Source organism: Myxococcus sp. CA056 (assembly GCF_013336715.1).
GTDB lineage: Bacteria > Myxococcota > Myxococcia > Myxococcales > Myxococcaceae > Myxococcus > Myxococcus llanfairpwllgwyngyllgogerychwyrndrobwllllantysiliogogogochensis.
The window spans coordinates 281,456-306,729 of record NZ_JABUMT010000009.1; the positions used below are offsets into that span (position 1 = coordinate 281,456).

20 protein-coding genes are annotated in these 25,274 nt (G+C 69.5%); 9 read left to right on the forward strand and 11 right to left on the reverse strand.

The genetic code is table 11. The features are described from left to right. The first annotated feature begins 398 nt into the window (after positions 1-398). From HUA76_RS30610 to HUA76_RS30620, 3 genes are read left to right on the forward strand one after another with little or no spacing between them, the layout of a single operon-like run. Positions 399-2,513: a PAS domain-containing hybrid sensor histidine kinase/response regulator gene (locus HUA76_RS30610; RefSeq protein ID WP_174462826.1), complete on the forward strand. Its 2,115-nt coding sequence runs from the start codon at positions 399-401 to the stop codon at positions 2,511-2,513. Then, complete coding sequence (locus HUA76_RS30615; RefSeq protein WP_141641633.1) at positions 2,510-2,920, forward strand: response regulator; 411 nt, start codon at positions 2,510-2,512, stop codon at positions 2,918-2,920. Before HUA76_RS30610 ends, HUA76_RS30615 begins: the two co-directional genes overlap by 4 nt. A gap of 9 nt (positions 2,921-2,929) precedes the next feature. After that, positions 2,930-3,907: a GvpL/GvpF family gas vesicle protein gene (locus HUA76_RS30620; RefSeq protein WP_174462827.1), complete on the forward strand. Its 978-nt coding sequence runs from the start codon at positions 2,930-2,932 to the stop codon at positions 3,905-3,907. Here the strand turns inward: HUA76_RS30620 and HUA76_RS30625 are convergent. Genes HUA76_RS30625 through HUA76_RS30645 form a run of 5 tightly spaced genes read right to left on the reverse strand, consistent with a single transcriptional unit; the run spans position 3,890 to position 9,965 of the window. Then, positions 3,890-4,981 carry a hypothetical protein gene (locus HUA76_RS30625; RefSeq protein ID WP_174462828.1) on the reverse strand — a complete coding sequence of 364 codons (1,092 nt, stop codon included), beginning with the start codon at positions 4,979-4,981 and terminating at the stop codon, positions 3,890-3,892. The two genes, HUA76_RS30620 and HUA76_RS30625, sit on opposite strands and share 18 nt — an antisense overlap. Next, positions 4,978-6,849: a Gldg family protein gene (locus tag HUA76_RS30630; RefSeq protein WP_174462829.1), complete on the reverse strand. Its 1,872-nt coding sequence runs from the start codon at positions 6,847-6,849 to the stop codon at positions 4,978-4,980. Before HUA76_RS30630 ends, HUA76_RS30625 begins: the two co-directional genes overlap by 4 nt. Continuing rightward, a complete protein-coding gene (locus HUA76_RS30635) occupies positions 6,846-7,568 on the reverse strand; it encodes an ABC transporter permease (protein ID WP_141642288.1) in 723 nt (240 codons plus the stop codon). Before HUA76_RS30635 ends, HUA76_RS30630 begins: the two co-directional genes overlap by 4 nt. Further along, positions 7,565-8,494, reverse strand: a complete 930-nt coding sequence (locus HUA76_RS30640; RefSeq protein ID WP_141642287.1) for an ABC transporter ATP-binding protein — start codon at positions 8,492-8,494, stop codon at positions 7,565-7,567. Before HUA76_RS30640 ends, HUA76_RS30635 begins: the two co-directional genes overlap by 4 nt. A 52-nt stretch (positions 8,495-8,546) precedes the next feature. Then, positions 8,547-9,965 carry a TIGR01777 family oxidoreductase gene (locus HUA76_RS30645; protein ID WP_174462830.1) on the reverse strand — a complete coding sequence of 473 codons (1,419 nt, stop codon included), beginning with the start codon at positions 9,963-9,965 and terminating at the stop codon, positions 8,547-8,549. Between the two features lie 31 nt (positions 9,966-9,996). Here HUA76_RS30645 and HUA76_RS30650 point away from each other — a divergent pair, with 31 nt between their 5' ends. The 3 genes from HUA76_RS30650 to HUA76_RS30660 all read left to right on the forward strand — a co-directional run bounded on the left by HUA76_RS30650 (position 9,997) and on the right by HUA76_RS30660 (position 13,232). Next, positions 9,997-10,968, forward strand: coding sequence for an L-threonylcarbamoyladenylate synthase (locus HUA76_RS30650; RefSeq protein WP_174462831.1), 972 nt, complete (start codon positions 9,997-9,999; stop codon positions 10,966-10,968). A gap of 351 nt (positions 10,969-11,319) precedes the next feature. Further along, positions 11,320-11,901: a hypothetical protein gene (locus HUA76_RS30655; RefSeq protein WP_246137136.1), complete on the forward strand. Its 582-nt coding sequence runs from the start codon at positions 11,320-11,322 to the stop codon at positions 11,899-11,901. Positions 11,902-12,197: 296 nt separating this feature from the next. Further along, entirely contained in the window at positions 12,198-13,232 is a 1,035-nt protein-coding gene (locus tag HUA76_RS30660) for a hypothetical protein (RefSeq protein ID WP_217440447.1), read from the forward strand. On the opposite strand, the gene hemH is transcribed toward HUA76_RS30660, so the two are convergent. The 6 genes from hemH to HUA76_RS30690 all read right to left on the reverse strand — a co-directional run bounded on the left by hemH (position 13,168) and on the right by HUA76_RS30690 (position 21,529). Beyond that, positions 13,168-14,271 carry a ferrochelatase gene (gene hemH, locus HUA76_RS30665; protein ID WP_141642283.1) on the reverse strand — a complete coding sequence of 368 codons (1,104 nt, stop codon included), beginning with the start codon at positions 14,269-14,271 and terminating at the stop codon, positions 13,168-13,170. The genes HUA76_RS30660 and hemH overlap by 65 nt on opposite strands. Then, entirely contained in the window at positions 14,271-14,657 is a 387-nt protein-coding gene (gene apaG, locus HUA76_RS30670) for a Co2+/Mg2+ efflux protein ApaG (RefSeq protein ID WP_141642282.1), read from the reverse strand. The genes hemH and apaG overlap by 1 nt, the downstream gene beginning before the upstream one ends. 65 nt (positions 14,658-14,722) lie before the next feature. Beyond that, positions 14,723-15,673 carry a TerC family protein gene (locus HUA76_RS30675; protein WP_141642281.1) on the reverse strand — a complete coding sequence of 317 codons (951 nt, stop codon included), beginning with the start codon at positions 15,671-15,673 and terminating at the stop codon, positions 14,723-14,725. A gap of 111 nt (positions 15,674-15,784) precedes the next feature. Next, positions 15,785-17,923, reverse strand: a complete 2,139-nt coding sequence (glgX, locus tag HUA76_RS30680; RefSeq protein ID WP_141642280.1) for a glycogen debranching protein GlgX — start codon at positions 17,921-17,923, stop codon at positions 15,785-15,787. After that, complete coding sequence (treY, locus tag HUA76_RS30685; protein ID WP_174462833.1) at positions 17,920-21,021, reverse strand: malto-oligosyltrehalose synthase; 3,102 nt, start codon at positions 21,019-21,021, stop codon at positions 17,920-17,922. Before treY ends, glgX begins: the two co-directional genes overlap by 4 nt. A gap of 190 nt (positions 21,022-21,211) precedes the next feature. Further along, a complete protein-coding gene (locus HUA76_RS30690) occupies positions 21,212-21,529 on the reverse strand; it encodes an SWIB/MDM2 domain-containing protein (RefSeq protein WP_141642278.1) in 318 nt (105 codons plus the stop codon). A 385-nt stretch (positions 21,530-21,914) separates the two neighbouring features. On the opposite strand from HUA76_RS30690, the gene HUA76_RS30695 reads away from it, so the two are divergent. The 3 genes from HUA76_RS30695 (at position 21,915) to HUA76_RS30705 (ending at position 25,272) form a co-directional block, all read left to right on the forward strand. Next, positions 21,915-22,895 (forward strand): NAD(P)-dependent oxidoreductase, encoded by a 981-nt coding sequence (locus HUA76_RS30695; protein WP_174462866.1) that lies wholly within the window; start codon positions 21,915-21,917, stop codon positions 22,893-22,895. An 86-nt stretch (positions 22,896-22,981) separates the two neighbouring features. Beyond that, entirely contained in the window at positions 22,982-23,647 is a 666-nt protein-coding gene (locus tag HUA76_RS30700) for an HAD family phosphatase (protein WP_141642277.1), read from the forward strand. A gap of 14 nt (positions 23,648-23,661) precedes the next feature. Further along, complete coding sequence (locus HUA76_RS30705; protein ID WP_141642276.1) at positions 23,662-25,272, forward strand: lactate racemase domain-containing protein; 1,611 nt, start codon at positions 23,662-23,664, stop codon at positions 25,270-25,272. Positions 25,273-25,274 lie beyond the last annotated feature (2 nt).

Genomic DNA, 25,274 nt, shown 5'->3' on the forward strand with positions numbered 1-25,274 from the left:
CACGGGCCTGCCCGGCTGCCCGGCTTGGGAGTCACTCGGGATGTGCACGAGCGGACAGAGCCGGGGGCCGGGTGTTGGCAAGTCACGTCGACGAGGAAGCGGTTCTGGGGTGGGCAGACCCGCCGCGCTAGAAAAGGGCTGGGTCGGCCCCCCCGAACCCTGCCGAAAGACCAGGGAGCCACAAAGGATGCCCGTGGAAAGAATGGCTGGGAGCACCAGCCTCGTCGATGTCATGGACCGGGTCCTGGACCGCGGCCTTCGCTGGGACGATGTCGTCCACGCGGACCGCCTCTCTCCCGAGCATGCCGCCCGTGTCGTGGTGACCTACCTGGAGGTTCGGACCGACGACACCCCGCGCCCTGGCGAAACACCTCGTCCCACTCCTGGAGCCTGACGCATTGGCCTCTCCCGTCCCTCTCGCCCTGGACCCCACCTCCTCCGCCGATGCACGCCTGGCCCTGGCCGAGCAGCTGCTCGCCTGCGACACGGCACGCGCCTGCGCCGAGGCCATGGTGGAGTGGCTGCCCCGGCATGCCCAGGCCGCCGCCGCGGCCTGTCTGGCGCGCGAGGAGCCCGGTGGGAGGATGAGCTGCCTCGCCGCGAAGGGGCTGTCCGAGGCGCAGCAAGCCGCGCTGCAGGCGTGGTCCGATGACGACAAGGCCCACCCGCTGACGGACGCGCTGGCCCAGGCCGCGCCGCGCTTCTTTCCGAGTGCGCGCGCGCCCCTGCCCGCGCAAGGCACGGGAGGCCTGTTCGCGGTGCCGCTCGGACGCGCCGACGCGCCTCCGGTGGGGCTGTTGCTCGTCTGGGCGAGCGGACCCACCCTTCCCCCGGAGGTGACGTGGGTCGCGGGACACGCGGGGCCCTTCCTCGCGCGGCAGGCCACGTCGGGGCCGCTGGGCACGACGGGCAGCGCGCTGCTTCGCCGCATCATCGACGCGGTGACGGACCCGGTGCTGCTGACGGACCTGAGGGGACGTCCGCGACTGGCCAACGCGCGCGCGGAGGCCCTATTGGTCGCCCATCCCGACACGAGCCACGGCCACCGGCGCGCCGTCCACCTCAACCAGCGCGTGTTCGCCACCGCGGTGGCCAGCACCGCCAGCGGTGGCGCGCCGGGTGTCAGCTGGCGCGAGATACCGCTGGTGGACCCCATGGAGGGGATGGACCTGCTCTTCGAGCTCGTCAGCACCCGCGTGTACGAGCCCGACGGCCGCGAGGCCATGGTGAGCGTGCTGCGCAACGTGACGGACCTGGGACGGGCGACCCAGGCGCTGGGAGAGAGCTACCGCCGCCTGCGCGCCACCGAGCGCGAGGCGCGCAGCGAGCGGCACCGGTTGGACCGGGTGCTGGACTCCGTGGCGGACCCCATCATCCTGTCGGACCCTTCCGGCGGCACGGTGATGATGAACGAGCCCGCGGAGAAGCTCTTCACGCCGCCTTTGGATGGAGGCCGCGCCGCGCAGCGCCGCGTGCGCTCCAACCACGCGACGTTCGCCTCGTTCCTCGCGCACCTGCTGGACGCCGGGGGCAGCCTGCGCTGGCGCGGGCAGCTCAGCCTGATGGACCCGGCCAGCGGCGACACCCTCCCGGTGGAGGCGGTGGCCAGCAAGGTGTTGGGTGAGAGCGGCGAATTGACGGGCATCGTCACCCTCTTCCGCGACAGGGGCGAGGCCCTGGCGAAGGCGCGGCTGTTGGAGCGGCTCAAGGAGGTCTCCACGCTGCTGGAGGCGCGCGTGCAGGTGGCCACCGCGGAGCTGGCGGAGCAGAACGAGAAGCTGCGCCGGCAGGCCATCCAGTTGGAACAGGCGAGCGCGGCCAAGTCGCAGTTCCTGGCCAACATGTCCCACGAGTTCCGCACGCCGCTCAACGCCATCCTCGGCTACACCAACATGCTGCTGCAGGGCGTGTCCGGTGAGCTGACGCCGCCGCAGAAGCGCAACCTGGCGCGCATCGACTCCAATGGGCGGCACCTGCTGGAGGTCATCAACGAAATCCTGGACATCACCCGCATCGAGGCGGGGCGGATGCCGTTGCATCTGTCGGACTTCGGAATCGCCGAGCTGCTCCAGGAAGTCATGGCGGAGATGGACCCCATCATCGCGCGCAGCAAGCTGACGGTGACGACGCACCTGGGCGCGAAGCTGCCGCCGGTGCACAGCGACCGACAGAAGGTGAAGCAGGTCGTCCTCAACCTGCTGTCCAATGCCCTGAAGTTCACGCACGAGGGCTGTGTGAAGGTCCTGGCGGAGTACGTTCCGTCGACCTCCATGCTCACCATCTCCGTGGAGGACTCCGGGATTGGCATCGACCCGGCCTACCAGGAGAAGATTTTCGAGGACTTCCAGCAGGTGGATAGCTCGCCCACCCGGGCCTATGGCGGCACCGGGCTGGGATTGTCCATCTGTCGCCGTCTGGCCGACATGCTGGGGGGACGCGTCTCCCTCCAGAGTACCCCTGGGCAGGGGTCGACCTTCACGTTGCACTTTCCACGACGCCCGAGGCGGACATGACGAATCCCTCCCCGAACCTCAAGCCGCTCGTACTCGTCGTGGACGACTACGACGACGCGCGGGAGATGTACGCCGAGTACCTGGAGTTCTCCGGGTTCCGCGTGGCGCAGGCGAGGAACGGCCAGGAGGCACTGGACCAGGCCTTCGCGCTCACACCGGACATCATCCTGATGGACCTGTCGTTGCCCATCATCGACGGGTGGGAGGCGACGCGGCGGCTGAAGAACGATGACCGTACGCGCACCATCCCCGTCGTCGCGCTCACCGGCCATGCGATGACGGGCCAGTCGGACGAGGCGAAGGGCGCGGGGTGCGACTCCTTCGTCACCAAGCCGTGCCTCCCCGACGAGCTGGTGGCGGAGGTCCGGCACATCCTCGCTCAGCGCGGAGCCGCCGTGTCCCACTGAGACGTGCCCATGCCACGGACCTCTCGCCCTCCCAACAAGTCCAAGGCCTCCGGTCGGCGCGGCGCCCCGGCACGCAAGAGTACTCCCGCGCGCAAGGCGCCCCGACGCACGACCTCCGCCGAGGAAACCCGTCCCCCCGCCCCGCCCCCGCCCCGGGAGGGACGCGGCAAGCGCAACACGGTGAAGAACACTCCGAAGGGCAAGCCCCGGGCGCGCGTCACGCGGACGCAGGAGGAGCTCGCGGGTCCGCACTACCTCTATGGCGTGGTGCGCACCGAGGGCCCGCTGGACTTCGGCCCCATCGGCCTGGGAATGCCGCCGGCCCACGTCCACGCGGTGCGCGAAGGAGCGCTCGTCGCGCTGGTGTCGTCAGCCCCCGCGCGCGTGGTGGACCCGACGCGAGCCAACCTGTTGGCCCACCAGCGCGCCGCCGAGGTGGTGCTGCGTGAGCACACGCTGCTGCCCGTGGCCTTCGGGACGGTGCTGGGTTCGGAGGCCGAGGTGCGGCGGTTGCTGCGCTCCGCCCAGGACGCGCTCACCCGGACCCTGGTGGCGCTGGAGGGCAAGGTGGAGCTGGGGCTCAAGGTGCTCTACCACCGCGAGCACCTGGCCCGACGCATGGAGTTCGAGGACGCGGGCCTGCGTCGCCGGGAGAACGAGCTGGAGACCGAGCACGAGCGACGGCTGGGGCAAGCCGTGGAGCTGCGCGCGTCGCTGGACATGGCCGCGATGCTGGAGGGCCTGCACCCGCTGGCCAACGCGACGCGCACGGACGCGCCCGTGGGCGAGCGGATGCTGCTCAACGCGGCCTTCCTCGTCACCAGGGACGCGGTGCCCGACTTCGAGGCGAGGGTCCGGATGCTCGCCGCGCGCTCGGACCTCTACGCCTTCCGCTTCACCGGCCCCTGGGCGCCGTACAGCTTCGTCGACGTGCGACTGGGGCTGGACGACAGCCCCGAGACGCCCGATTCACGGCGCGCCCGCTGACGACACCGGCGTCGTCACGCGCGCGGCCTCCGCGGCCAACGGGTCCACGCCCGCGTGGAGGCGGACCCAGCCGGGGGTGTGCTCGGTGCGCGCGAAGAAGCCGTCCGTGCCCCGCGCCACCGTCAGCTCGCCCACGGACTTGCCGCCGCGCCGGTACTCCACGCGGAAGGCCTCCTTGGGCTCGCCTCCCGTCGGCTGCTCGTCGCGGCCCAGCAGGTCCAACGGCATCAGGCGCCACACGCGGTCATGCCAGTTCCGGGTGAACTCGTCCGGCTTGTCCGGCGCCTCTTCTGGCGCCAACGCGACGGGGTTGGGCGCCTTGCCGGTCGCCGTGAAGGTCCGCGACGCGCCCCCGGAGGAGATGACCACCGCGTCGAAGTCACCCAAATCAAACGTGTGCAGCCGCCGGTCCACCAGCCGGCTGGTCGCGTGCTCCAAATCCGGCAGCAGCGCGGGGCCCAGCAGGAACACCTGGCCGTCCGACTCGCGACGCAGGTAGGGCGTGCCCCAACCCCCCGTCGTCGAGGCGAGCGTGAAGGTCTCCACCTTGCCCCCCAGCGTCAGCGTCAGCTTGCGCTGCGACGTGGTCAGCCCCACCTCTTCCAGCTTCTTCGCCTCGAGCACGCCGAGCGCCCGCGTGGCCCGCAGCGGGGCGAAGCGCGGGAAGAGCTTCGCCGCCACCTCGTTGGCCCGGAGCTCGCGCGGAGGCGGCTGTGGCGGCGTGGCGGCCAGGGGCGGCGTACCCGCGTCCTGTCCACCTTGAGCCACGGTGCCGGAAGCCCCGCCATCCGTGCCCGGCGCGGAGCCCGCATCCGTGCCCTCCGCCGCGGGGAGGCCCTTCGAGGGCTTGTAGCCCAGACGGACCCACAGCGTGTCCCGCGACTGCGCGTCGCGATACAGCTCCACGTAGCGCGCCTCGTCCTCGTAGCGCACCTTGTCCAGGGCGCGTGCCGGCAGCTCCACCACCGTCACGTCACCGGGAGCACCCGAGGGCGCCCGCTGCCACACGAGATAGGCGGACACCAGCGCCACCACCGCGAGGGCGCCCTGGAGCGCCAGGTCCCGCGCCTTCATTGCTCACCTCCCGCCGCCACCGGGGCGCGCGGAGCACGACGGCCTCGCCGCCGCGTCGTCACGAAGCCCAGCGCCAGCACCAGCGCCGGGGCCACGAACACGGTGGCGTAGAACCACGCCACGTCCTGCTCCCGCGTGTGCTGGATGGGCACGTCTTCCTCCGAGGACACCGCGCCGGACACGGACTCCTCGCCCGTCAACCACCGCAGCGTGTCCACCGCGAGGTAGGCATTGCCCATGTTGGACAACACCACGTCGCTCACCACGTCCGCGTCCGCCATGACGACGGCGCGCATCGGCTCCTTGCCGGCCGCCGCGGGCTGCTCCACCGCCACCACCAGCGGCCACGTGCGCCGCGTCTCTCCGGCGTCCGGGGTGAAGTTCCCGTTGGCGTCGGCGAACGTCGCGCCATGCGCGCGCACGGAGATGTCGTGCATGACGCCGTTGGGCAGCGGCTGCACCTGGTCCAACGCGCCCGCGCCCAGGAAGGCCACCGGCGACTGGCCGCCCATCGCCGACAGCGACGTGACGGACGGATGGGAGCTGAACGTCGCCGTGCCCAGGTTGCCCCGGTCGCTCTGCTGACGCGTGGTGCGGAAGTACACCTGGTCATTCGCCAGCGGCGTGCCCGCGTACTTCAAGCCCAGGGGCTCCAGCAGCTTCTCGAAGCGTGGGCCCTCCGGCTCCAGCGCCACCCACAACCGGCCGCCACGCTCCAGGTATTCGCGCACCGCCGCGAGTTCCTCGGGGAGGAAGTCGCGCGTGGCACCCACCACCACCAGCGCCCCCGCGTCGCGAGGCACCTCACGGCCCAATCCCTCCGCGACCCCCAGCGACCGCACGTCCACGTTCTGCGCGCGCAGCAGCTCCTTGAACTGGGCCACGGACGGCTGCGGCATCTCACCGGGCACCGGACGCGTCTCCGCGCGCTCGCCATGGCCCGCGGTGAAGTAGACGACGCGTCGGGGCTTCGCCACTGTCAAGAGCCGCCGTTGGACCTCCTGGTCCAGCCGCTGGAGCTGCCCTCGCGCGCGGTCCAGCTCCAACCCCACCGTGAAGGGCTCCTTGCGCTCACCCCGGGCCACCACGACGGTGCCGTTGTTGTGCACGCCCAGCGTCCTCGCGCGAGCGGGCTCCACCGCCTGGTCCAGCCGCTCCACGTTGAGCAGCTCCGGGCTCTCCAAGGACAGGTCCTGGAAGTACTGGCGCACCGCCTCTCCCACCTCGTTCGCGGGCGGGAAGAAGAGCGTCACCTGCAGCGGCTCGTTGAGTCCTCGCACCACCTTGCGCGTGGAGTCGCCGGGCTTCGCGGTGCGGAAGTACGACAGGTCCCACGTCGTGTTCGCCTGCGTGACGACGTACATGGTCGCGAAGGCGAAGATGAGCACGAAGGACAGGCCCAGGCCGGAGAACAGCGCGCTGCGAGCGCGGCCCGTCTCCAGCACCGGCGCCCGCGTCATCGCCTGCGCCGCCGTCTCCACCAGCGCCAGCGGCACCAGGCAGCACGTCAAGAGCGCGGGGAACAGCGCCGCCAGCATCACCGCCAGCTTGGGCGCCTTCTGCGACAACGGCCCGCCGAAGAGGGCCGTGCCCACATCGGACTGGAGGAAGTAGAGCGCCAGCGCGAGCAAGCCCAGGCCATAGAGGCCCAGCACCCAAACATCCACCGTGCGCCGGTCCGCGCCCGTGCCACGGGAGCGCGCGAAGCGCCAGATGACCGCGCCCACCGCCGCCACCGCGCCCAGCCCGGAGAAGGCCGCGCGGCCCGTCCCCACGCCCAGGATGCGCTCGCCGATGAAGACCGCCACCAGCCCCGCCACGAAGACCAGCGTCGCCGCCAGCCCATTGCCCACCGGACGGGTGCTCATCGCCACCTCCGCGCTTCGAGCACCCGGGTGGCCGCGAACAGCGCCACGTAGGTGACGACCAGGTAATAGACGACGTCACGCACGTGGATGAGCCCCGATTGGAACGGCGGGAAGTGCTGGTTCCACAGGGACATCGCGCTGAAGACATCCGACAGCGGCTGCTCGGTGATTCGCGCCAGCAGCCAGCAGAGGATGAGCGCCACCAGCATCACCGCGGAGGTAATCGCCGCGAGCAACTGGTTGCGCGCCAGCGCCGAGCCGAACGTGCCGACGGCGAGAGAAGCACTGCCCAGCAGCAGCAGTCCCAGGTAGCCCGCCGCCACGTGGCCGAAGGACACCTTGCCGTTCACCAGCACCAGCACCGGCATGTACAGCGTGCACAACACGTACAGCGACAGGAAGGCGAGCCCCGCCAGGAACTTGCCCAGCACGATGTCGCGGTCTCGCAGTGGCGACGAGTACAAGAGGGGCAGCGTGCCCGTCTGCCGCTCCTCCGCCAACAGCCGCATGGAGATGAACACCGAGGCGACGATGGTGAAGCCGCTCGAGTAATAGAAGAACTGCGACAGCACCTCGGCGGAGCGCTTGCTCGCGCCGCCCAGGGCGTATGCGTTGAAGAACAGGCCGTTCAACGCGAGGATGACCGCGATGACGACGTAGCCGCTGAGCGTGCGCAGGTAGCCGGACAGCTCGCGACGGGCGATGAGAAGGGCCTTCACGCGCGCACCTCCTGACCGTGCGTCAGCCGCAGGAAGATGGACTCCAACTGGCCCGCGCCCTGGTCCAACCGCAACAACTCCAGCCCCGCGCCCACCACCGCCTGTGCCACGCGCGGACGCTCGTCCGGAGAGGCCCGCAGCGTCAGCGACACCACGCCGTCCGCCGCCCGGTCCACGTCCACCGCGCCAAACGGCTTGAGCACCTCGAGCGCACGCGCCCGGTCTCCCCGCACCTCCACCTCGATGGAGCCGCCGCCGCCCATCTTCCGTCCCAGCTCCTCCTCCGTCCCCTGCGCCACCAGCGTCCCCTTGTGGATGATGAGGAGCCGGTCACACGTCTGGGAGATTTCCGGAAGGATGTGGCTGGAGACGAGCACCGTGTGCGTGCCCTTGAGCCCGCGGATGACGTCGCGCATCTCGACAATCTGCCGAGGGTCCAGGCCACTGGTGGGCTCGTCGAGGATGAGCAGCGCGGGCTTGTGCACCAGCGCCTGCGCCACGCCCACGCGCTGGCGGTAGCCATGGCTGAGCGTGGAGATGAGCTCGCCATCCACCTCGCGAAGACCCGTCTTCTCCTCCGCCTCGCCCACGCGCGCGGTGGTGTCCCGGGCCGTCACGCCGCGCAAGCGCGCGACGTAGGCCAGGTACTCGCCCACCGTCATCTCCTCGTAGAGCGGCGGCACGTCCGGGAGGTAGCCAATGCGCTGCCGCACCTCGTGGGCATTGCTCACCACGTCATGGCCGTCGATGACGACACGGCCGGCGGTTGGCAAGAGCACGCAGCCGAGGACCTTCAACGTCGTCGACTTGCCCGCGCCATTGAGGCCGAGGAAGCCGATGACTTCACCCTGGCCGATGGTGAAAGCCAGGTCCCGGATGGCCGCATGCTCACCGTAGTACTTGGTCAGCCCTTCGACCTGAATCATAGGGGGCCATTCCATCAGTCCCCCCAGGGGGCATTGTCAAGCGCCGAACCGCTCAGTCGTGGCGGAACTCCGGCCCCGCCGTGGTGCGGCCGAGCGTGAAGCGCAGCGCCCCTTCCAGGTCCGGCAGGAGGAAGGAGTAGCCAAGCCGCTCGGCGGTGGAGGGAAGCACCCGGGCACCCGCCAGCAGGGCCTCCTGCCCCATCTGCCCGAAGAGGGTGCGGATGACCGCGGCGGGCATCGGCAGGAAGGCAGGCCGTCTCAGCACCCGACCCAGCGTCTTCGCGAAGTCCGCCTGTCGCACCGCTCCCGGCGCCACGGAGTTGATGGGGCCACGCGCCGCCTCCGTGAAGAGGCTGAAGTGGAAGAGCCCGAGGATGTCCTCCATCGACACCCAGCTCATCCACTGGCGACCGGAGCCGATGGGTCCACCGCCGCCCGCGAGGAAGGCGGGCAGCATCTTCGCCAGCGCGCCATCGCGAGCGTCCAGCACGGGGCCGATGCGCAGGTGCACCACGCGAATGCCGGCGGCCTCCGCGGGCGCGGTGGCGGCCTCCCAGGCACGGCACACGTCCGCGAGGAAGCCGGTGCCCGGCGCGCTCTCCTCGGTGAGGGGCTCGTCGCCCCGGTCGCCGTAGATGCCACTGCCCGCCGCGCACACCAGCACCCGAGGCTTGCGCTTCATGCGCGCCAGCGCCTCCGACAACGTGAGCGTGCCCTCGGTGCGGCTCTTGAGGATGGCGTCCTTGTATTCGGGGGACCAGCGCTTGCCCGCGACGTTGGCGCCCGCCAGATGCACCACCGCGTCCACGCCTTCCAGCGCGGCGGTGTCCACCTCTCCCTTGTCGGGTGCCCAGGACACTTCGTTCCCAGACGCGTCCGCGCGGCCTCGCACCAGGCGCTTCACGCGATGGCCGCCGGTGGAGAGGAACGGCACGAGCGACGAGCCAATCGAGCCGGACGCTCCGGTGATGGCCACGGTGAGGGGGCCGGCTTGCGCGAAGGCGGCGTGGCGCCGCAGGTCTTCCAGTGTCACCCGGTGGCGATAGGCGAACATCCGCTCCAGCGTGCGACGCGCGGTGCCTCCACCGAAGAGGGTGCCCAGCGGGCCCATGGGCAGGACGTACTCCACCTCGTCCTCCAGGACGGAGGAGTTCGTCGCGGGCTCGGGCCACATCCGGTGGGTGTGGACCCACTTCGAGAACGGGCCGGACACCTGCGTGTCCTGGAAGAGCGAGTCCTGCACGTACGCCGTGTGCTCGGCCACCCAGCGGCGGGGGAAGGGGCCCAGGCGCATCCGCATGGTGACGCGGGCGCCGGGGTGGATGCCGTCGCCCGAGCGCTCCAGCAGCTCCATCCGCTCCCAGGGGGGCGTCAGCCGTGCGAGCGCCCCTTCCCGGGCATGCCAGGCGAACAGCTCGGAGGCCGACACCGGCATCCGACTGCGCGCATCGAAGACGTGCGACTTGCCCATGCTTCCTCCCGGCGCGACAGTGCGGCCACGCATGCTAAATCCGGAGCTCGTCGAGCGCGCGGTGGAATTGCTGCGGCACGGCGGTGTCATCGCCCTGCCGACGGAAACGGTGTACGGCCTCGCGGCCAACGCCGAGGACGAGCTGGCGGTGCGCCGTGTCTTCGCCATCAAGGGCCGCCCCGCCACCCACCCGCTCATCGTCCATCTGTCTGGCACCGAGCACCTGTCTTCCTGGGCCCGGGACATCCCCGACGCCGCGCACCGTCTCGCCGAGGCCTTCTGGCCTGGACCGCTCACGCTCGTGTTGCCTCGCACGCCCCGGGCCACGGACGCCGTGACGGGCGGCCAGGACACGGTGGCGCTGCGCGTGCCGGGACATCCGGTGGCGCTCGCGGTGCTGAAGGCCCTGGGCGGAGGCGTGGCCGCGCCGAGCGCCAATCGCTTCGGCCGGGTGAGCCCCACCACGGCGGAGCACGTGCGCGCGGACCTGGGCGCGGACGTGGACCTGGTGCTGGACGGTGGACCGAGCACCGTGGGCGTGGAGTCCACCATCGTCGATTTGAGCTCCGGCGCCCCCGCCATCCTGCGTCCCGGAGGCCTGTCCGCCGAGGACGTCGAGCGCGTGCTGGGACATCCGGTGCCCGTGCGTGCCGCGTCCAAGGTCCGCGTGTCGGGCTCGCTCGCGTCGCACTACGCGCCGCGCGCGGGCGTGGTGCTCGCCGAGCCGGGAGAGGCCGGAGCACGCGTGCGGGCATTGAGGGAGCAGGGCTTGCGCGTGGGCGTGCTGGGACCGGAGAGCCTGGAGCTGCCGCCGGACGTGCCTCGCTTCGACGTGCCCGAGGACCCGGCCGGAGCCGCGCGTGTGCTCTACGCGAGGCTGCGTGAAGCGGACGAGCGGGGACATGACGTGCTCGTCGTCTGTCTCCCCGCCGCCAGCGGGCTGGGCATCGCGGTGCGAGACAGACTCTCCCGCGCCGCCGCGCCTCGCGACCCTCAGCCCTGAACAGCAACGGAAGGCGAGGTATCGCGTCGAGGGGCCCGCCTCCCGAGCCTCCACGCGAACACGGAGTCTCGCGCGCCCCCATCACCGAGCAGCAACGGCCGCCGAGCAATCGGCTCGAGTTGGGTCCTTCTCGCGCGCCCAACGCTTGAGCGACATGCGCGGTGGAGGTGTCGCGACGCCAGTCGCCGGCTGGCATGCACCGAAGTGGAGTTACCTCGCGACTCCAGGCACCACGCGGCAACGAGTGCTCGCCCAAGGCGATATGCCCCGAAACATCCCTCGTTGTTTTCGCTGCACCGCGCGCACGACTCCCCTTGCGTCGCGCGGCCCACTCCAGCGGACGAGGCGACGATGATGGTGCGGAAGCAATGGCTCGCGGCAATGACGAGCATCGTGGCGGCGTTGTGCTTCGCGGGATGCGCCGCCCCCCAGAAGGTGCTGTTGGAGCGGACCAGCAGCCTCGTCGTGTATGACCTGCCGGCCATGGAGGTCATGAAGGCCGCGGAGAAGGTCATCGCGGACCGTGGCTATGACCTGCTGCCCAGCACCGACCCCTACTTCCTGCAGACTCCCTGGAAGGTGACGGGCAGCTTCGACATCGGCACGCGCTGGTCCCGCCTGTACGTCGAGGGGCACATCCGCGCCGATGGCCGCTTCTCCGTGCGCGCCTATGAGATGGCCGCCACGACCTTCGGCCGGACCCAGGCCCTCCCCGGCCTCGTCCACACGGGCTACGACACCGTGCACAACACCCCCAACGCCACTCCCGCCGCCCTGGTGGGGACGGAGCCGGAGATGCAGACGCGCTCCGCCCGCCCCAACATCCGCAGGCTCCTGGAGCTGGAGTGGAACATCCTCGAGCGCCTCAACCCGGAGTTCGCCGGACGCGTGAAGGAGCAGGTCGACTTCTACGTGGCGCACGCGCCCCAGTGAGCACCCGGGCGCGACGGACCTGAGTGCGCCGGCGCGCCCCTCGACTCCGCGACCCCAAGGAGCCCCGGGGCGCCAGCCACCTCGCATGACGCACCCGGCCACAGCACGCGATGCAAGGAGTTGGGGCTGCAAGGGATGAGGCCGGGCACCGCAACCCCGACTTCATCGGGCGCGTCAAGCGAGCCCGTGGAGGAAACTCACGCAAGCATTCGACAGACGCGGCCGGGTGACGGACTTGAAATGCCCTCCTGGGCTCCGGTATCCCGCATGTCCTCGCAGAGGAGCGTCCCCGCGTGATGCGAAGCCTGTTCGGCCTGGTCGTTGCCCTGTCTTTGTTCGCCTGCAAGGAAGAGCCCCGAGGGCAGCTCGAGCCCATTCCCCGGCCTCCGGGCCTGAAGGACACTCCCAAGGAGGCGGGCGCCGCCCAGCCCTCGGCCGCGCCCGCGGCGGACCCGTCCAAGGTGGTGTTGCGCTGGAAGCCCGCCGCCGGTGCGCCCGTGGCCTACCGCCTCACCCTGGACCGAGCGGGCTCCGCGCCCGCCGCCGTCGAGGAGGTGGAGGAGGCCAAGCCCGCCAAGGGCAAGAAGGGCCGCGACAAGGAAGCGCCGAAGCCCGAGCGCGCCGCCGCCCCCTCCCCCGCGTTCCCCAGCGCCTTCACCTATGTGCTGGAGCACGGCGACTCGGGTGACTTCCGGCTGCGCGTCATCCCGGAGGGCACCAACGCCGCCGAGGACACCGGCACCGTCAGCGAGCGCGGCTTCGTGCTCGACGGCCTCCAGGGCATCACCCGCAACACGGCCTCGCTGGTGCTGGAGCTGCCCCTGTCGGCGGTGGGCCCCAACGACACCTGGGCGCTGGGCACGGAGCTGCTGACGCACGACGCCCTGGGCCCCACGTTCACCATCGTCAAGACGGAGCGCCGCAACCGCGTGAAGCTCACCGCGCTCACCCCCGCGGACGGCGGCGAGCAGGTGGCCACGCTGGAGTATGACTTGCTGGACCAGCTCGCGGGCAAGGTCGCCACCCGTCGCGCGATGCCCGCCGTGCCCGCGCGCGCCGCCATCCCGGAAGAAGGCGGAGACGAGCCGGAGGGCGCCCCGCCCACCGCGACGGACGCCAGCGCGGAGGTGCGCATCGTCGGCCGTGGCGAGTTCCTGGTGAAGGCTGGCAAGTGGCGCTCGTGGGAGGGCAGCATCACCTCGTCGACGCGAGGCACCGTCTCCCCCACCGCGCTCCAGGTGCCGCCCGGCACGGTGAAGCTGAAGCTCACCGCGCTGGAGTCGGCTCCCGCTCCGGCCGCGCCCCAGCCGACGGCGAAGCCGCAGCAGTAGGCGCTCCGTCGGACTCGCGCACCAGCCGCACCACGGCGTCCACCCAGGCCGGGTGGGCGTTGAGCGAGGGGACGAGCGTCAACGACTCGCCCCCCGCCTCGACGAACTGCTCGCGGGCCCGCAGGCCCACCTCCTCCAGCGTCTCCAGGCAGTCCGCGACGAACGACGGGCACATCACCGCCAGCCGCTTCACGCCCTGCTTCGCCAGCTCTGGCAGCACCAGGTCCGTGTAGGGCTTCACCCACGGCGTGCGCCCCAGCCGCGACTGGAAGGACACCGTCCACCCGCTCGCGGGCAACCCCAGGCGCTCGGCCAGCCCTCGCGCGGTGGCGAAGCACTGGGCCCGGTAGCAGTGCCGGTTGGCGTCCGTGAGCGCGTCACAGCAGCCCGCGGAAGCAAAGCAGTGCTGGCCCGACGTGTCCGTCTTGCGCACGTGCCGCTCCGGCACGCCGTGGAAGCTGAACAGGACATGGTCCGCGCGCGCCTCGGCAATCACCGGCCGGGCCACCACGGAGAACGCGTCCAGGAAGGACGGGTGCCCATGAAACGCGGGCACCGCGCGCACGTTGGGCACGTCCCAGCCCTCCGTCATCACCTCGTACACCCGGGCCAGCGACGAGGCCGAGGACGACGTGGCCTCCTGCGGGTACAGCGGCAGCACGGTGAAGTCCGTCACGCCGCGCGCGCGCATCCGAGCCACCGTGTCGGGGATGGACGGGCTGCCGTAGCGCATGGCGAGTTCCACGTCGTACTCCCCCGCCAGCTTCTCGCGCACCGCCGCCTCCAGCTCCCGGCTGTACACCAGCAGGGGCGAGCCTTCCTTCATCCACACCTTGCGGTACGCCTCCGCGCTCTTCGCGGGCCGCGTCGGGAGGATGAAGAGGTTGAGCAGCAGCCAGCGCCCCACCGGGTGGATGTCCACCACGCGCGCGTCACTCAGGAACTCGCGCAGGTAGCGCCGCACCGGCCCGGACTCGGGCGCGTCCGGCGTGCCCAGGTTGATGAGGAGCAGCCCCCGCTTCGGGTCCGGAGTCATCATCAGTGCAGGGCGTTGGGCAGGGTGAGGGCGAACTCCGCGATGCGCGCCTCGAAGTGCGTGCCGTCCGGCCGCTCCATCTCATAGCTGCCGCGCATGGTGCCGAACGGCGTGCGCAGCATGGCCCAGCTCGTGTACTCGAAGCGCTCGCCCGGGGCCACGCGGGGCTGACGGCCGACCACGCCCTCCCCCTTCACCTCTTCCACCTTCCCGGTGGCATCGGTGATGACCCAGTGCCGCGACTTCAGCTGCGCGGGCGCCTCGCTCTCGTTGACGATTTCCACCGTGTACATGAAGGCGTACTGCCCCGACTCGGGCGAGCTTCGCTCCGGCCAGTAGGCCGGCTTCACGGTGATGCGGAGGCCATCAGTGGTGGCGCTGGAAGACATGCCTCCACATTTGAAGGCAAGGCCCCCGGGTTGCAAGGAAAACCCCGGAGGCCGTCCGTCTGGGTTCAGGTTTTCGCGCTCTCCCGGTCATGACCGGGCTCCGGGCTCTTGGGCCAGATGAGCGACGCGACGATGGCGGCCAGGAGGATGCCGCCAATCACACCCAGCGACAGGGCGATGGGGAGGTGGATGTCAAAGTACGTAATCAACATCTTCACGCCCACGAAGGCCAGGATGCCGCTCAGCCCCAGCTTCAGGAAGTGGAACTTGTCCATCAGGCTGGCCACCACGAAGAACAGCGAGCGCAGGCCCAGAATCGCGCACACGTTGGACGTGTAGATGATGAACGCGTCCTGGCTGATGCCCAGCACCGCGGGGATGGAGTCCAGGGCGAACAGCAGGTCCGTCGCCTCCACCACCAGGAGGACGATGAACAGCGGCGTCACCTTGCGGCGGCCATCCTCGGTGAGGAAGAAGCGGCTGCCCTCGCCCAGCCGGGCCACCGGCAGCACCCGGCGCGCCAGCTTGACGATGCCCTTCTGCTCCGGGTCCATCTCCTCGTCCTTGGAGACGAGCATCTTCACCGCGGTGAAGACGAGGAAGGCGCCGAACAGGTAGATGAGCCAGTGGAAGCGCTGCACCAGCGCGGCGCCGGCGATGATGAGCACCGCGCGCATGATGAACGCGCCGATGATGCCCCAGAACAGCACCCGGTGCTGGTGCTCCGCCGCCACCCGGAAGTAGCTGAACACCATCAGGAAGACGAACAGGTTGTCGACGGAGAGCGAGTACTCCACGACATACGCCGTCAGCCACTGGAGCGCCGGGGTGCTCCCCGAGAAGTGCCAGATGCCCCCGCAGAACGCGAGGCTGATGGAAATCCACACCAGCGTCCAGATGCCCGCTTCCTTGGGCGTCACCGCGTGGTCCTTGCGGTGGAACAGACCAAGGTCCACGGCGAGCATCGCCAGGACGAAGAGGTTGAAGCCCACCCAAAGCGCGACTTGCGTATTCACGTATGAATCCTGTTTCAGAAACAGCCGGCGCACCCTAGCGGTGGCGCGTCCGGGCGTCGACACTTCCGTACAACCAGGGCCCCTCCCACCTTCAGGGGCCCGGCCACCCCATCACTCCGTCGCGGGTCGGCGCAGCACCATCAGCGAGCGCCCCGCCACCTGCACCTTGCCGCCAGCGGGTGTATGTGTGTGCTGGGACTCCGCCGCCGTCGAGGTGTCCACCACCTGCTCCCAGTCGGCGCCCCACTCCAGGGCGGGCAGGAGGAAGGAGATGGGCTCGTGGTGCGCGTTCATCAGGACGAGCACGGTGTCGCCGACAATCCGGTTGCCCTCGTCATCCGGCGTGGCGATGGCATCGCCGCCCAGAAGGAAGGCGAGGGAGCGGACGTAGGGCTTCTCCCAGTCGTCCTTCTTCATCTCCTTGCCGTCGGGGCGGAACCACGCCAGGTCCTTCAGCTCGCTGTCCCACATGTGCGCGCCGCGGAAGAAGCGGCGCTTGCGCAACACGGGCTGCTCGCGGCGCAGGCGGGTAAGGCGGCTGGTGAACTCCAGCAGGGAGCGCTGCGTGTCGTTCAGCTCCCAGTCCACCCACGACAGGGCGTTGTCCTGGCAGTAGGCGTTGTTGTTGCCCTTCTGGGTGCGGCCCATCTCATCGCCGGCCACCAGCATGGGCACGCCCTGGGACACGAAGAGCGTGGCCAGGAAGTTGCGCTTCTGCTGCTCGCGCAGGGCGTTGATCTTCGCGTCGGTCGTCTCGCCCTCCACCCCGCAGTTCCAGGAGTGGTTGTCGTTGGCGCCGTCGCGATTCTCCTCGCCGTTGGCCTCGTTGTGCTTGTCGTTGTACGTGACGAGGTCGTGCAGCGTGAAGCCGTCGTGCGCGGTGACGAAGTTGACGCTCGCGGTGGGCTTGCGGCCGGACAGCGCATACAGGTCCGAGCTGCCGGTGAGCCGGTAGCCAATCTCCGCCGCCTGCCGGTCGTCACCCTTCCAGTAGCGGCGGATGGTGTCGCGGTACTTGCCGTTCCACTCGCTCCACAGCACCGGGAAGTTGCCCACCTGGTAGCCGAAGTCGCCCACGTCCCAGGGCTCGGAGATGAGCTTCACCTGACTGAGCACCGGGTCCTGGTGGAGAATCTGGAAGAAGGCCGCGCGCGTGTCGTAGCCATGCCTGTCGCGGCCCAGCGTGGTGGCCAGGTCGAAGCGGAAGCCGTCCACGTGCATCTCCTCCACCCAATAGCGGAGCGAGTCGGCGACGAGCTTCAGCGCGTACGGGTGCGTGGCGTTCCACGAGTTGCCCGTGCCCGTGACGTCCAGGTAGTAGCGCGGGTCCTTCTCCGTGAGGCGGTAGTACGCGCCGTTGTCCACGCCCTTGAAGGACAGCGTGGGGCCCAGGTGGTTGCCCTCGCAGGTGTGGTTGTAGACGACGTCGAGGATGACCTCGATGCCGGCGCGGTGAAGCGCCTTCACCATGGCCTTGAACTCGTCCACCTGGCCGCCCCGGGAGCCCGCGGCGCTGTAGCGCGAGTCCGGCGCGAAGTAGCCCAGCGTGCTGTAGCCCCAGTAGTTCGTCAGCTTCCGCTCGGCGAGGAAGGGCTCGTCGACGATGTGGTGGATGGGCAGGAGCTCCACCGCGGTGACGCCCACCTTCTTCAGGTGTTCGATGACGGCCGGGTGGCCCAGCCCCGCGTAGGTGCCCCGAAGGTCCTCCGGCACGCGCGGGTGCAGCTTGGTGAAGCCCTTGACGTGCAGCTCGTAGATGACCGTCTGGTGCCAGGGCACGCGGGGATGGGTGTCGCCCCCCCAGTCGAACGAGTCCGCCAGCACCACGCCCTTGGGCACGGCCGCGGCGTCGTCCTGCTTGTCCTGGACCAGGTCCTCTTCCTTGCCGCCGGCCACGTACCCGTAGATGGCGCCGCGGTAGTCGACGCCGCCGTGGATGGCGCGGGCGTACGGGTCCACCAGCAGCTTGTGCGGGTTGAAGCGCAGGCCCTTCTTGGGCTCGAAGGGCCCGTGGACCCTGAGGCCGTAGAGCGTCCCCGGCGTCAGGTCCGGCACATAGCCGTGCCACACCTGGTGCGTGTTCTCCAGGAGCGGGAAGCGGCGCGTCTCCTTCGACGGCTCGTCCGCGTCGTAGAGGCAGATCTCCACCTTCTTCGCATGCTCACTGAAGACCGCGAAGTTGACCCCATGCCCGTCGTACGTGGCGCCCAGGGGGAACGGCTTCCCTGGAAGCACCTCGGCCCTCCTCATCCAGTGCTCCTCTCCAGCAGCACCACCGGGAACCCCGACAGGAGCGGCGCGAGAGGCAGCACCACGCCACCCGACCCACGCTCGGGCCGTACCTGTCGCCCGGTGAAGACATCGCGGAACATCATGCCCGCATATGCCTCCGGAAGGTCGAGGAACGTGTTCTCATACGCACCGGCCAGCCCCTCGGAAGACTCCAGCGCGGACAGGGTGTAGCGCGGCGAGCACACCAGGATGACGGAGTCCTCCAGCTCACGCACGAAGGCCACCGCCGCCTGGGCCCGGGGCCCGGACAGCTCCAGGGCCTTGTAGCCCCCGCCGCGGAACAACTCCGCGTGACGCTGTCGCAGCCGCAACACGCGCGACAACAAGAAGAGCTTCGCCTGGCCGTCGTCCAGGGTCTCCACCAGTCGCGCGCACAGCCCCACCCGGTCCTCCTTCGCCCGCGCGTCCAACGCGTCCAGCAACTGAGCGCGCACGGCGAAGTCCACCGGCCGGCGGTTGTCCGGGTCCACCAGCGACAAGTCCCACAGCTCGCAACCCTGGTAGGTGTCCACCACGCCGGGCGAGGCCAGCTTCAAGAGCAGCTGGCCCAGGGCGTTGTGCTGTCCCGCGCGCTCGATGCGGCGCTTGAAGCGGCGCACCTCCTCCAGGAAGGTGGCGCCCTTGTCCCCGTCGAAGCAGGCGTCCACGAAGCCGGCCACCGCGTCGTCATAGGCGCCGTCCGGGTTGGTCCACGAGGTGCGGACCTTGGCCTCCTTGATGGCCTTGGCCATGTACTCGCGCACCCGGCGGTGGAAGTCCTCCATCGCCTCCGATGACTGGGACTCGCCCATGGGCCATGCGCCCACCACCGTCTGGAGGAAGAGGTAGACGTCATTGGGGCTGGGCGCGGGTCCGGAGGGCAGCGGCGTCACGAACTTCTCGGTGAGGCGCATCCACCGCCGCGCCAGCTTGCGCCAGTCCTCGGGCACCTCCGTCACGACGTTGATGCGGGCGCGCACGTCCTCGCTGCGCTTGGTGTCGTGGGTGCTCGACGTCAGCTGGCTCGCGGGCCAGTGCTCCGCGCGCTCCTGGTTGCGCAGGTGGAAGGTGTTGGCGCGCACCCCGAAGCGCTCCGGCTCGCCGCCCACCTCGTTGAGGCTGACCAGCCGGTTGTAGATGTAGAAGACGGTGTCCTCCAGGCCCTTGGCCATGACGGGCCCCGTCACCTGCTGGAGCTTCATCGCGAAGCGGAGCATGACGGCGCGCTCGCGCTCGTCGGACTGCTCCGGGTAGCGACCCAGGATGATGTCGCGCAGGAAGTCGAAGATGGAGGCGTTGGTGGTGGCGTTGCGCTCCTTGGCGCGCTGAATCGTCCACTCCACGTACTGCACGTCGCGCGCGTCCAGCCCCGGCCGCCAGCCATCCACGTAGGTCCGGTACACGGGAAACAGCGCGACGAACTCCACCAGCGCGCGCCGCAGCGAGTTGAGCGTGAAGTCGCGCGTGCGCCGGCTCATCTCGGAGATGCGGTTGAGCTCGTGGGCCAGCACGTTGATTTCACTGGCCATGGACACGCGCATGATGAGGAGCTTCTTCTGGTAGACGAGTTCCGCGAAGTCGCCCTTCTCCCCGGTGAGCCGCTCGTACGTCTCCGTCAGGTGTGTCTCCGCCGCCGGGTGCACGAAGAGGCCGCTCACCGCGTTGGCGAAGCGGTAGCCGGTGGTGCCGTGCACCGCCCACGCCTCGGGAATCCGCTCGCGACCGCCTTGTATCTTCTCCACCACCACGTACAGCGCCTTGCGCAGGGGACTGGACGGGCTCTCCGTCACCTCTGCCCGCCAGCGCTCGCGCAGCGCGGCCTCCACACCGGGCCAGCGCGTATCGTCCCCCGCCTGCTCCTGGAGGAACAGCGCGTGCGCGCGCTCCACGAAGTAGCGCTCCTGCAGGTCCAGGAAGTACGCAGTGGGGTCGAACAGGCCGTCCGGATGGTCGATGCGCAACCCCGTGACGCAGCCCTCGCGCAGCCAGCGGAAGATGAGCGCGTGCGCCTCCTGGAAGACCTCCGGGTCCTCCACGCGGATGGCGGCCAGCCCGTTGATGTCGAAGAAGCGCCGGTAGTTGATCTCCTCGCCCGCCACCCGCCAGTGCGCCAGCCGGAAGCTGCACGAGGCCAGCACCGCGTCCAGCAGGTCGAACGAGCGCGGGTTGCCCGGCTCCCCGTTGAACACGCGGACGTTGTCCTCGATGTACGCGAGCGCCTCTTCGCTGGACGCCGCCACCGCGGCCAGGCGCCGCTTGATGACCTCCTTCTCGCGGTGCCGTTCCACGACGCGGGCGCGTTCGACCTCCGTGCGCAGCGGCAGGTGGTCTATCGCGGTGAGGATGGAGAGCAGCTCCACCATGGGCGCGGCCTCGGTGCCCAACCGGGCCTCCAGCCGCTCCAGGCCGTGGCGGAGGATGCGGCCGTACTGACGGGGCGCCACCGGCAGCAGGTGGTCGTAGTAGTGGATGAAGAAGGCGCCCTCGCGGAACGACAGCTTCAGCTCGCCGCGCTCCAGGACGATGCCGTACTGGTCTCCCAGAATCGGCAGCAGCACCTTGTCGTGCAGCTCGTCCTTCACCGGCGACCAGTCGATGTCGAAGTACTTGGCGTAGACGGACGAGGGGCCGTTTTCCAGCACGTCGAACCACAGGCGGTTGTCGCGCTCGATGCCCATGTGGTTGGGCACCACGTCCAGCACCTGCCCCAGACCGTGCTCACGCAAGGTGGCGCACAGGGCCGCGTGGTCCTCCGGCGAGCCGACCTCCGGATTGAGCCGCGTATGGTCCACGCAGTCGTAGCCGTGGGTGCTGCCCGGCGTCGCCTTGAGGTAGGGCGAGGCGTAGAAGTCGCTCACGCCCAGACGGGCGAGGAACGGCACCACCTCGCGCGCCTGCTGGAAGGTGAACCCTCGGTGCAGTTGGACCCGATAGGTGGACAGCGGCGTGCGGGGACGCGGCCCCAGCTCCTGCTTCACGCGAGCGAACAGTCCCTCCGCCAGGGACTCCGCGCTCAGGGTGGCACCCGACGCCCCCGTGGGAGCGGTTCCCTCTTCTTCCAGTCCGTCGAGCAACATGGGGACCAGAGGTAGGGCTCCCGCGCGCCTGACGCCAGCGTGGGGTGTGACTTCCGCCCTCTATCCAACGCTCCAAGAGCCTGGATTGACGTGCGCACGGCACACGCGCGCGCACCAAAAAGCAGAGGGCTCGCCGAAACTTCCGGAGAGCCCTCGGGGATGCAACTGCCGGGTGGCCCCGGCGACGGTGTCAGCTCAGCTGCTTGTTCACCAGCGAGGTCATCTCGAACATGGTGACGTTCTTCTTGCCGCCGAAGATCGGCTTGAGCTTGTCGTCGGCGTTGATCTGCCGCTTGTTCTTCGCATCCTGGAGGTTGTTCTTCTTGATGTAGGCCCAGAGCTTCTTGACGACCTCGGTGCGCGGCAGCGGCTTGGCGCCGACAATCTCAGCCAGGGCGGCGGAAGGAGTCATCTCCTTCATGAACGACGCATTGGGCGCACGCTTCTTGGCAGCAGGGGCCTTCTTGGCGGCGGGAGCCTTCTTCGCAGCAGCTTTCTTGGCGGCCATTCGTCTTGAGTCTCCTCCCCTCCGAAGGGGACGTTGTGCGGCCTCGCTTGATTTTAAGCCAGTGCCGGTGGGGCGTAGGTAGCACGCCCAAGCCCGAAAAACAGCCCTCTCCTGCGTTTTTCCCTCTAGAAACGCCCTACGCAACGCGTTTCATGCCCGAGAAACCGGCTCCGCAACACGGTTCTCGCTCGGACGGCCCCCTCTCGCGGCGCATCCCGCCTCGAGAATCCGGCCCCAGCGCCACTTTTCCCTCGGGAAGAGCCTCGCGGGACGACTCCGGAGGCCGACCATCCGGCCTCGCGCGGGGTCCTCCCTCGCGGGTTCGCACCAGGGGACGTGGGATTCCTCTTGCGGACGAGGTGTACTTTTTCGGATGAAACGACCCATGCGAGCCCTCATCACCGGAGCCGGTGGCTTCCTTGGAATCTGGTTGGCCCGTGCCCTGGCGGCACGCGGCGACACCGTGACGTGCCTCTTGCGCCCTCGGGGAGACGCCTCGGGACTGGCCGGCATCTCCTATAAGCGCGTGGAGGGAGACGTGACGGACGCGGCCTCGCTGCGCCCCGCCGTGGAGGGACAGGACGTCGTCTTCCACCTCGCCGGAGTTCGCCGCGGCGCGACACGCGAGGACTTCATGCGCGTCAACGCGGAGGGCACGCGCCTGTTGTGCGACGCCATGGTGGCCGCGGGTCACCGTCCGCGAATGGTCCTGGTCGGCTCGCTGGCGGCCATGGGGCCCTCCTCCCCCACCCGCCCGCACGTCGAGGAGGACGCCTTCCAGCCGCACGAGTGGTACGGCGAGAGCAAGGCGGAGGCGGAGCGCATCGCCTTCTCCTATGGAGACCGGCTGCCGGTGACGGTGTCCCGCCCGCCGCGCATCCTCGGCCCCGGTGACCACGAGAACCTCACCTTCTTCAAGCTGGTGAAGAAGGGCATCCGTCTGGAGCTGGTGGGCGGCCCCCGTCCCCTCACCATGGTGGACGTGGAGGACGTGGTGGACGCGCTGATTCTCCAGGCCGAGCACCCCAACGCCGTGGGCCAGGCCTTCTTCTGCGCGGGCCCGGGCGCTCCTCTTTCCCTGGAAGCCGTGCAGGACCTGGGAGCGAAGGCGCTGGGGCTTCAACCCCGCACGGTGCGCGTGAGTCCCTGGGCGCTGAGCGCCCTCGCCTCGGCGGCGGACGGCGTGTCGCGGGTGACGGGCAAGATGCTCCCCCTGAATCGGAAGCTGGCCCGACAGCTGCTCGCGCCCGCCTGGACCTGCTCCAGTGCGAAGGCCGAGCGCCTCCTGGGGTTTCACCCTCGGAGGGATTTGGAGGACTCCATCCGCCGCAGCGCCGAGTGGTACCGCGAGCAAGGCTGGCTCTAGCCATGCTAGCAGGGGTGGGGGAGCCTTCCCCCGTCCCAGCGTCGTTGACCTCACCCCCCTTGGAGTGTCAGGAAGCCCGCTGCCACATGCCCTCGAAAGCCGCCTTTTTCGATGTCGACGGGACGCTCGTGAAGACGAACGTCGTCCACGTCTACGCGTACTACGCGATGAACCGGGGCTCCGTGCTGGGCATCGCGGGACGGACCTTGAGCACCGCCCTCAGCGTGCCCCTCTTCGGTGCCATGGACACGCTGGACCGCAAGACGTTCAACGAGTTCTTCTACCGTTATTACGCGGGGTTGACCGAGGACCGCCTCGTCACCATCGCCGAGGACATGTTCGAGGACGTGCTGCAGCCCGCGCTCTTCGAGCAGTCCCAGGACCTCATCGACCAGGCCCGCCGCAGCGGGTGCAAGGTCGTGCTGGTGACGGGGGCGCTGGACTTCACCATGCGTCCGCTCGCCCGGCACCTGGGCGCCGATGACCTGATCGCCAACAAGATGCAGTTCGTGGGCGGCAAGGCCACCGGCAAGGTGATTCCGCCCATCATCGAAGGCGCGAACAAGGCCAACTCCATCCGTGCCTATTGCGCCAAGGAGGGCCTGACGCTGGACAAGTGCCACGGCTACTCCGACAGCGCCTCCGACTACGCCATGCTCGCGGTGGTGGGTCGTCCCACTGCGGTGAACCCGGACCTGCGGCTGCGCTCCATCGCGCGCGCCTACAACTGGCCCATCCTCGACCTCAAGTAGTCCCCTTGCCCGCCATGCGCCCGTTCAAGACGCTCCAGAAGCTGTACGACGAGGAAAGCCAGGTCGTCATCACCGAGAAGGGCAGCCCTCCGCGCGCCCTCTTCTACGGTGAGGGCTTCCTCCAGGAAGACCTGCCCGTGGGTACCCGGGTCATCTTCCCCCGCCCCCCCATGGCCGGCGTGCCCAACGTCAAGGCCGCCATCCGCTGGGCCATCAACCACCCGGACGGGATGGACCCGCTGCACGCGCTGCTCAAGCCGGGCATGCGACTGACGTGCGTCATCGACGACATCAGCGTGCCCCTGCCGCCCATGGTGACGCCGGACGTGCGCCAGTCCATCCTGGAGGTGGTGCTGGAGCTGGCCGCCGACAGCGGCGTGGATGACGTGCACCTGGTCATCGCCAACGCGCTGCACCGTCGCATGACGGAAGCGGAGATGAAGCGGATGGTGGGCGAGAAGATCTACGACGCCTACTACCCGGACCGCTACTACAACCACGACGCGGAAGACCCGGATGGCATCGTCGCGCTGGAGCGCACGTCCCACGGCGAGGAAGTCTCCGTCAACCGCCGCGTCGCGGAGAGCGACCTCATCGTCTATGTGAATGTGAACTTCGTGCCCATGAATGGCGGGCACAAGTCCATGGGCACCGGCGTGTCCAACTACGCGTCGCTGCGCCACCACCACAATCCGAAGACCATCCGCGAGTCGGACAGCTACATGGAGCCGAAGGCGAGCGCGCTGTACCGCAGCAACGAGCGCATCGGCCGCAACATCGACAAGCACCTGAAGGTCTTCCACATCGAGACCACGCTGAACAACCGCATGTTCGGCGCGCCCACGGACTTCCTCGCCAAGCGCGAGGAGGACTACACCGAGGGCGACCGGCTGAAGTTCCAGGCCATGCGCTACGCGTTGTCCAAGCTGCCGCGCGCGGCGGCGCGCAAGATTCTCAACGCCGTCCCCGCGCCCTACGACGTCACGGGCGTGTTCGCCGGGGCCACCGAGCCCGCGCACGCCAAGACGCTGGAGACCAGTTGGAAGCAGTACGTGGTGCCGGTGGAGGGGCAGAGCGACATCGTCATCTTCCCCATCCCCTTCGTGTCTCCGTACAGCGTCAACTCCATCCTCAACCCGCTGCTCGTGCAGGTGATGGGGCTGGGCTACTTCTTCAACCTGAACCGCGGCGTGCCGCTGGTGAAGAAGGGCGGCGTGCTCATCCTGCTGCACCCGGCCTACGACGAGTTCGACCCGGAGCACCACCCCAGCTACATCGAGTTCTTCCACCGGCTGCTTCCCGAGACGCGTGACTCCATGAAGCTGGAGCACAAGTACGAGAAGGAGTTCGCGGAGAACCCCAGCTACGTGCACCTGTACCGCAAGAACAACGCGTACCACGGCGTTCACCCCTTCTACATGTGGTACTGGGGCGAGAACGGTCGTCAGCACGTGGGCAAGGTCATCGTCGCGGGCGCGGAGAACAACCACGTCCCCGCGCTGCTCGGGTGGGACCGCACCGACACGCTCACCGAGGCCATCGAGGAAGCGCGCGGCTTCATGGGCCGCTCGGCCACCATCAGCCTGTTGCGCATTGCCCCCACGGTGATGGTGGACGTGAAGTGAGG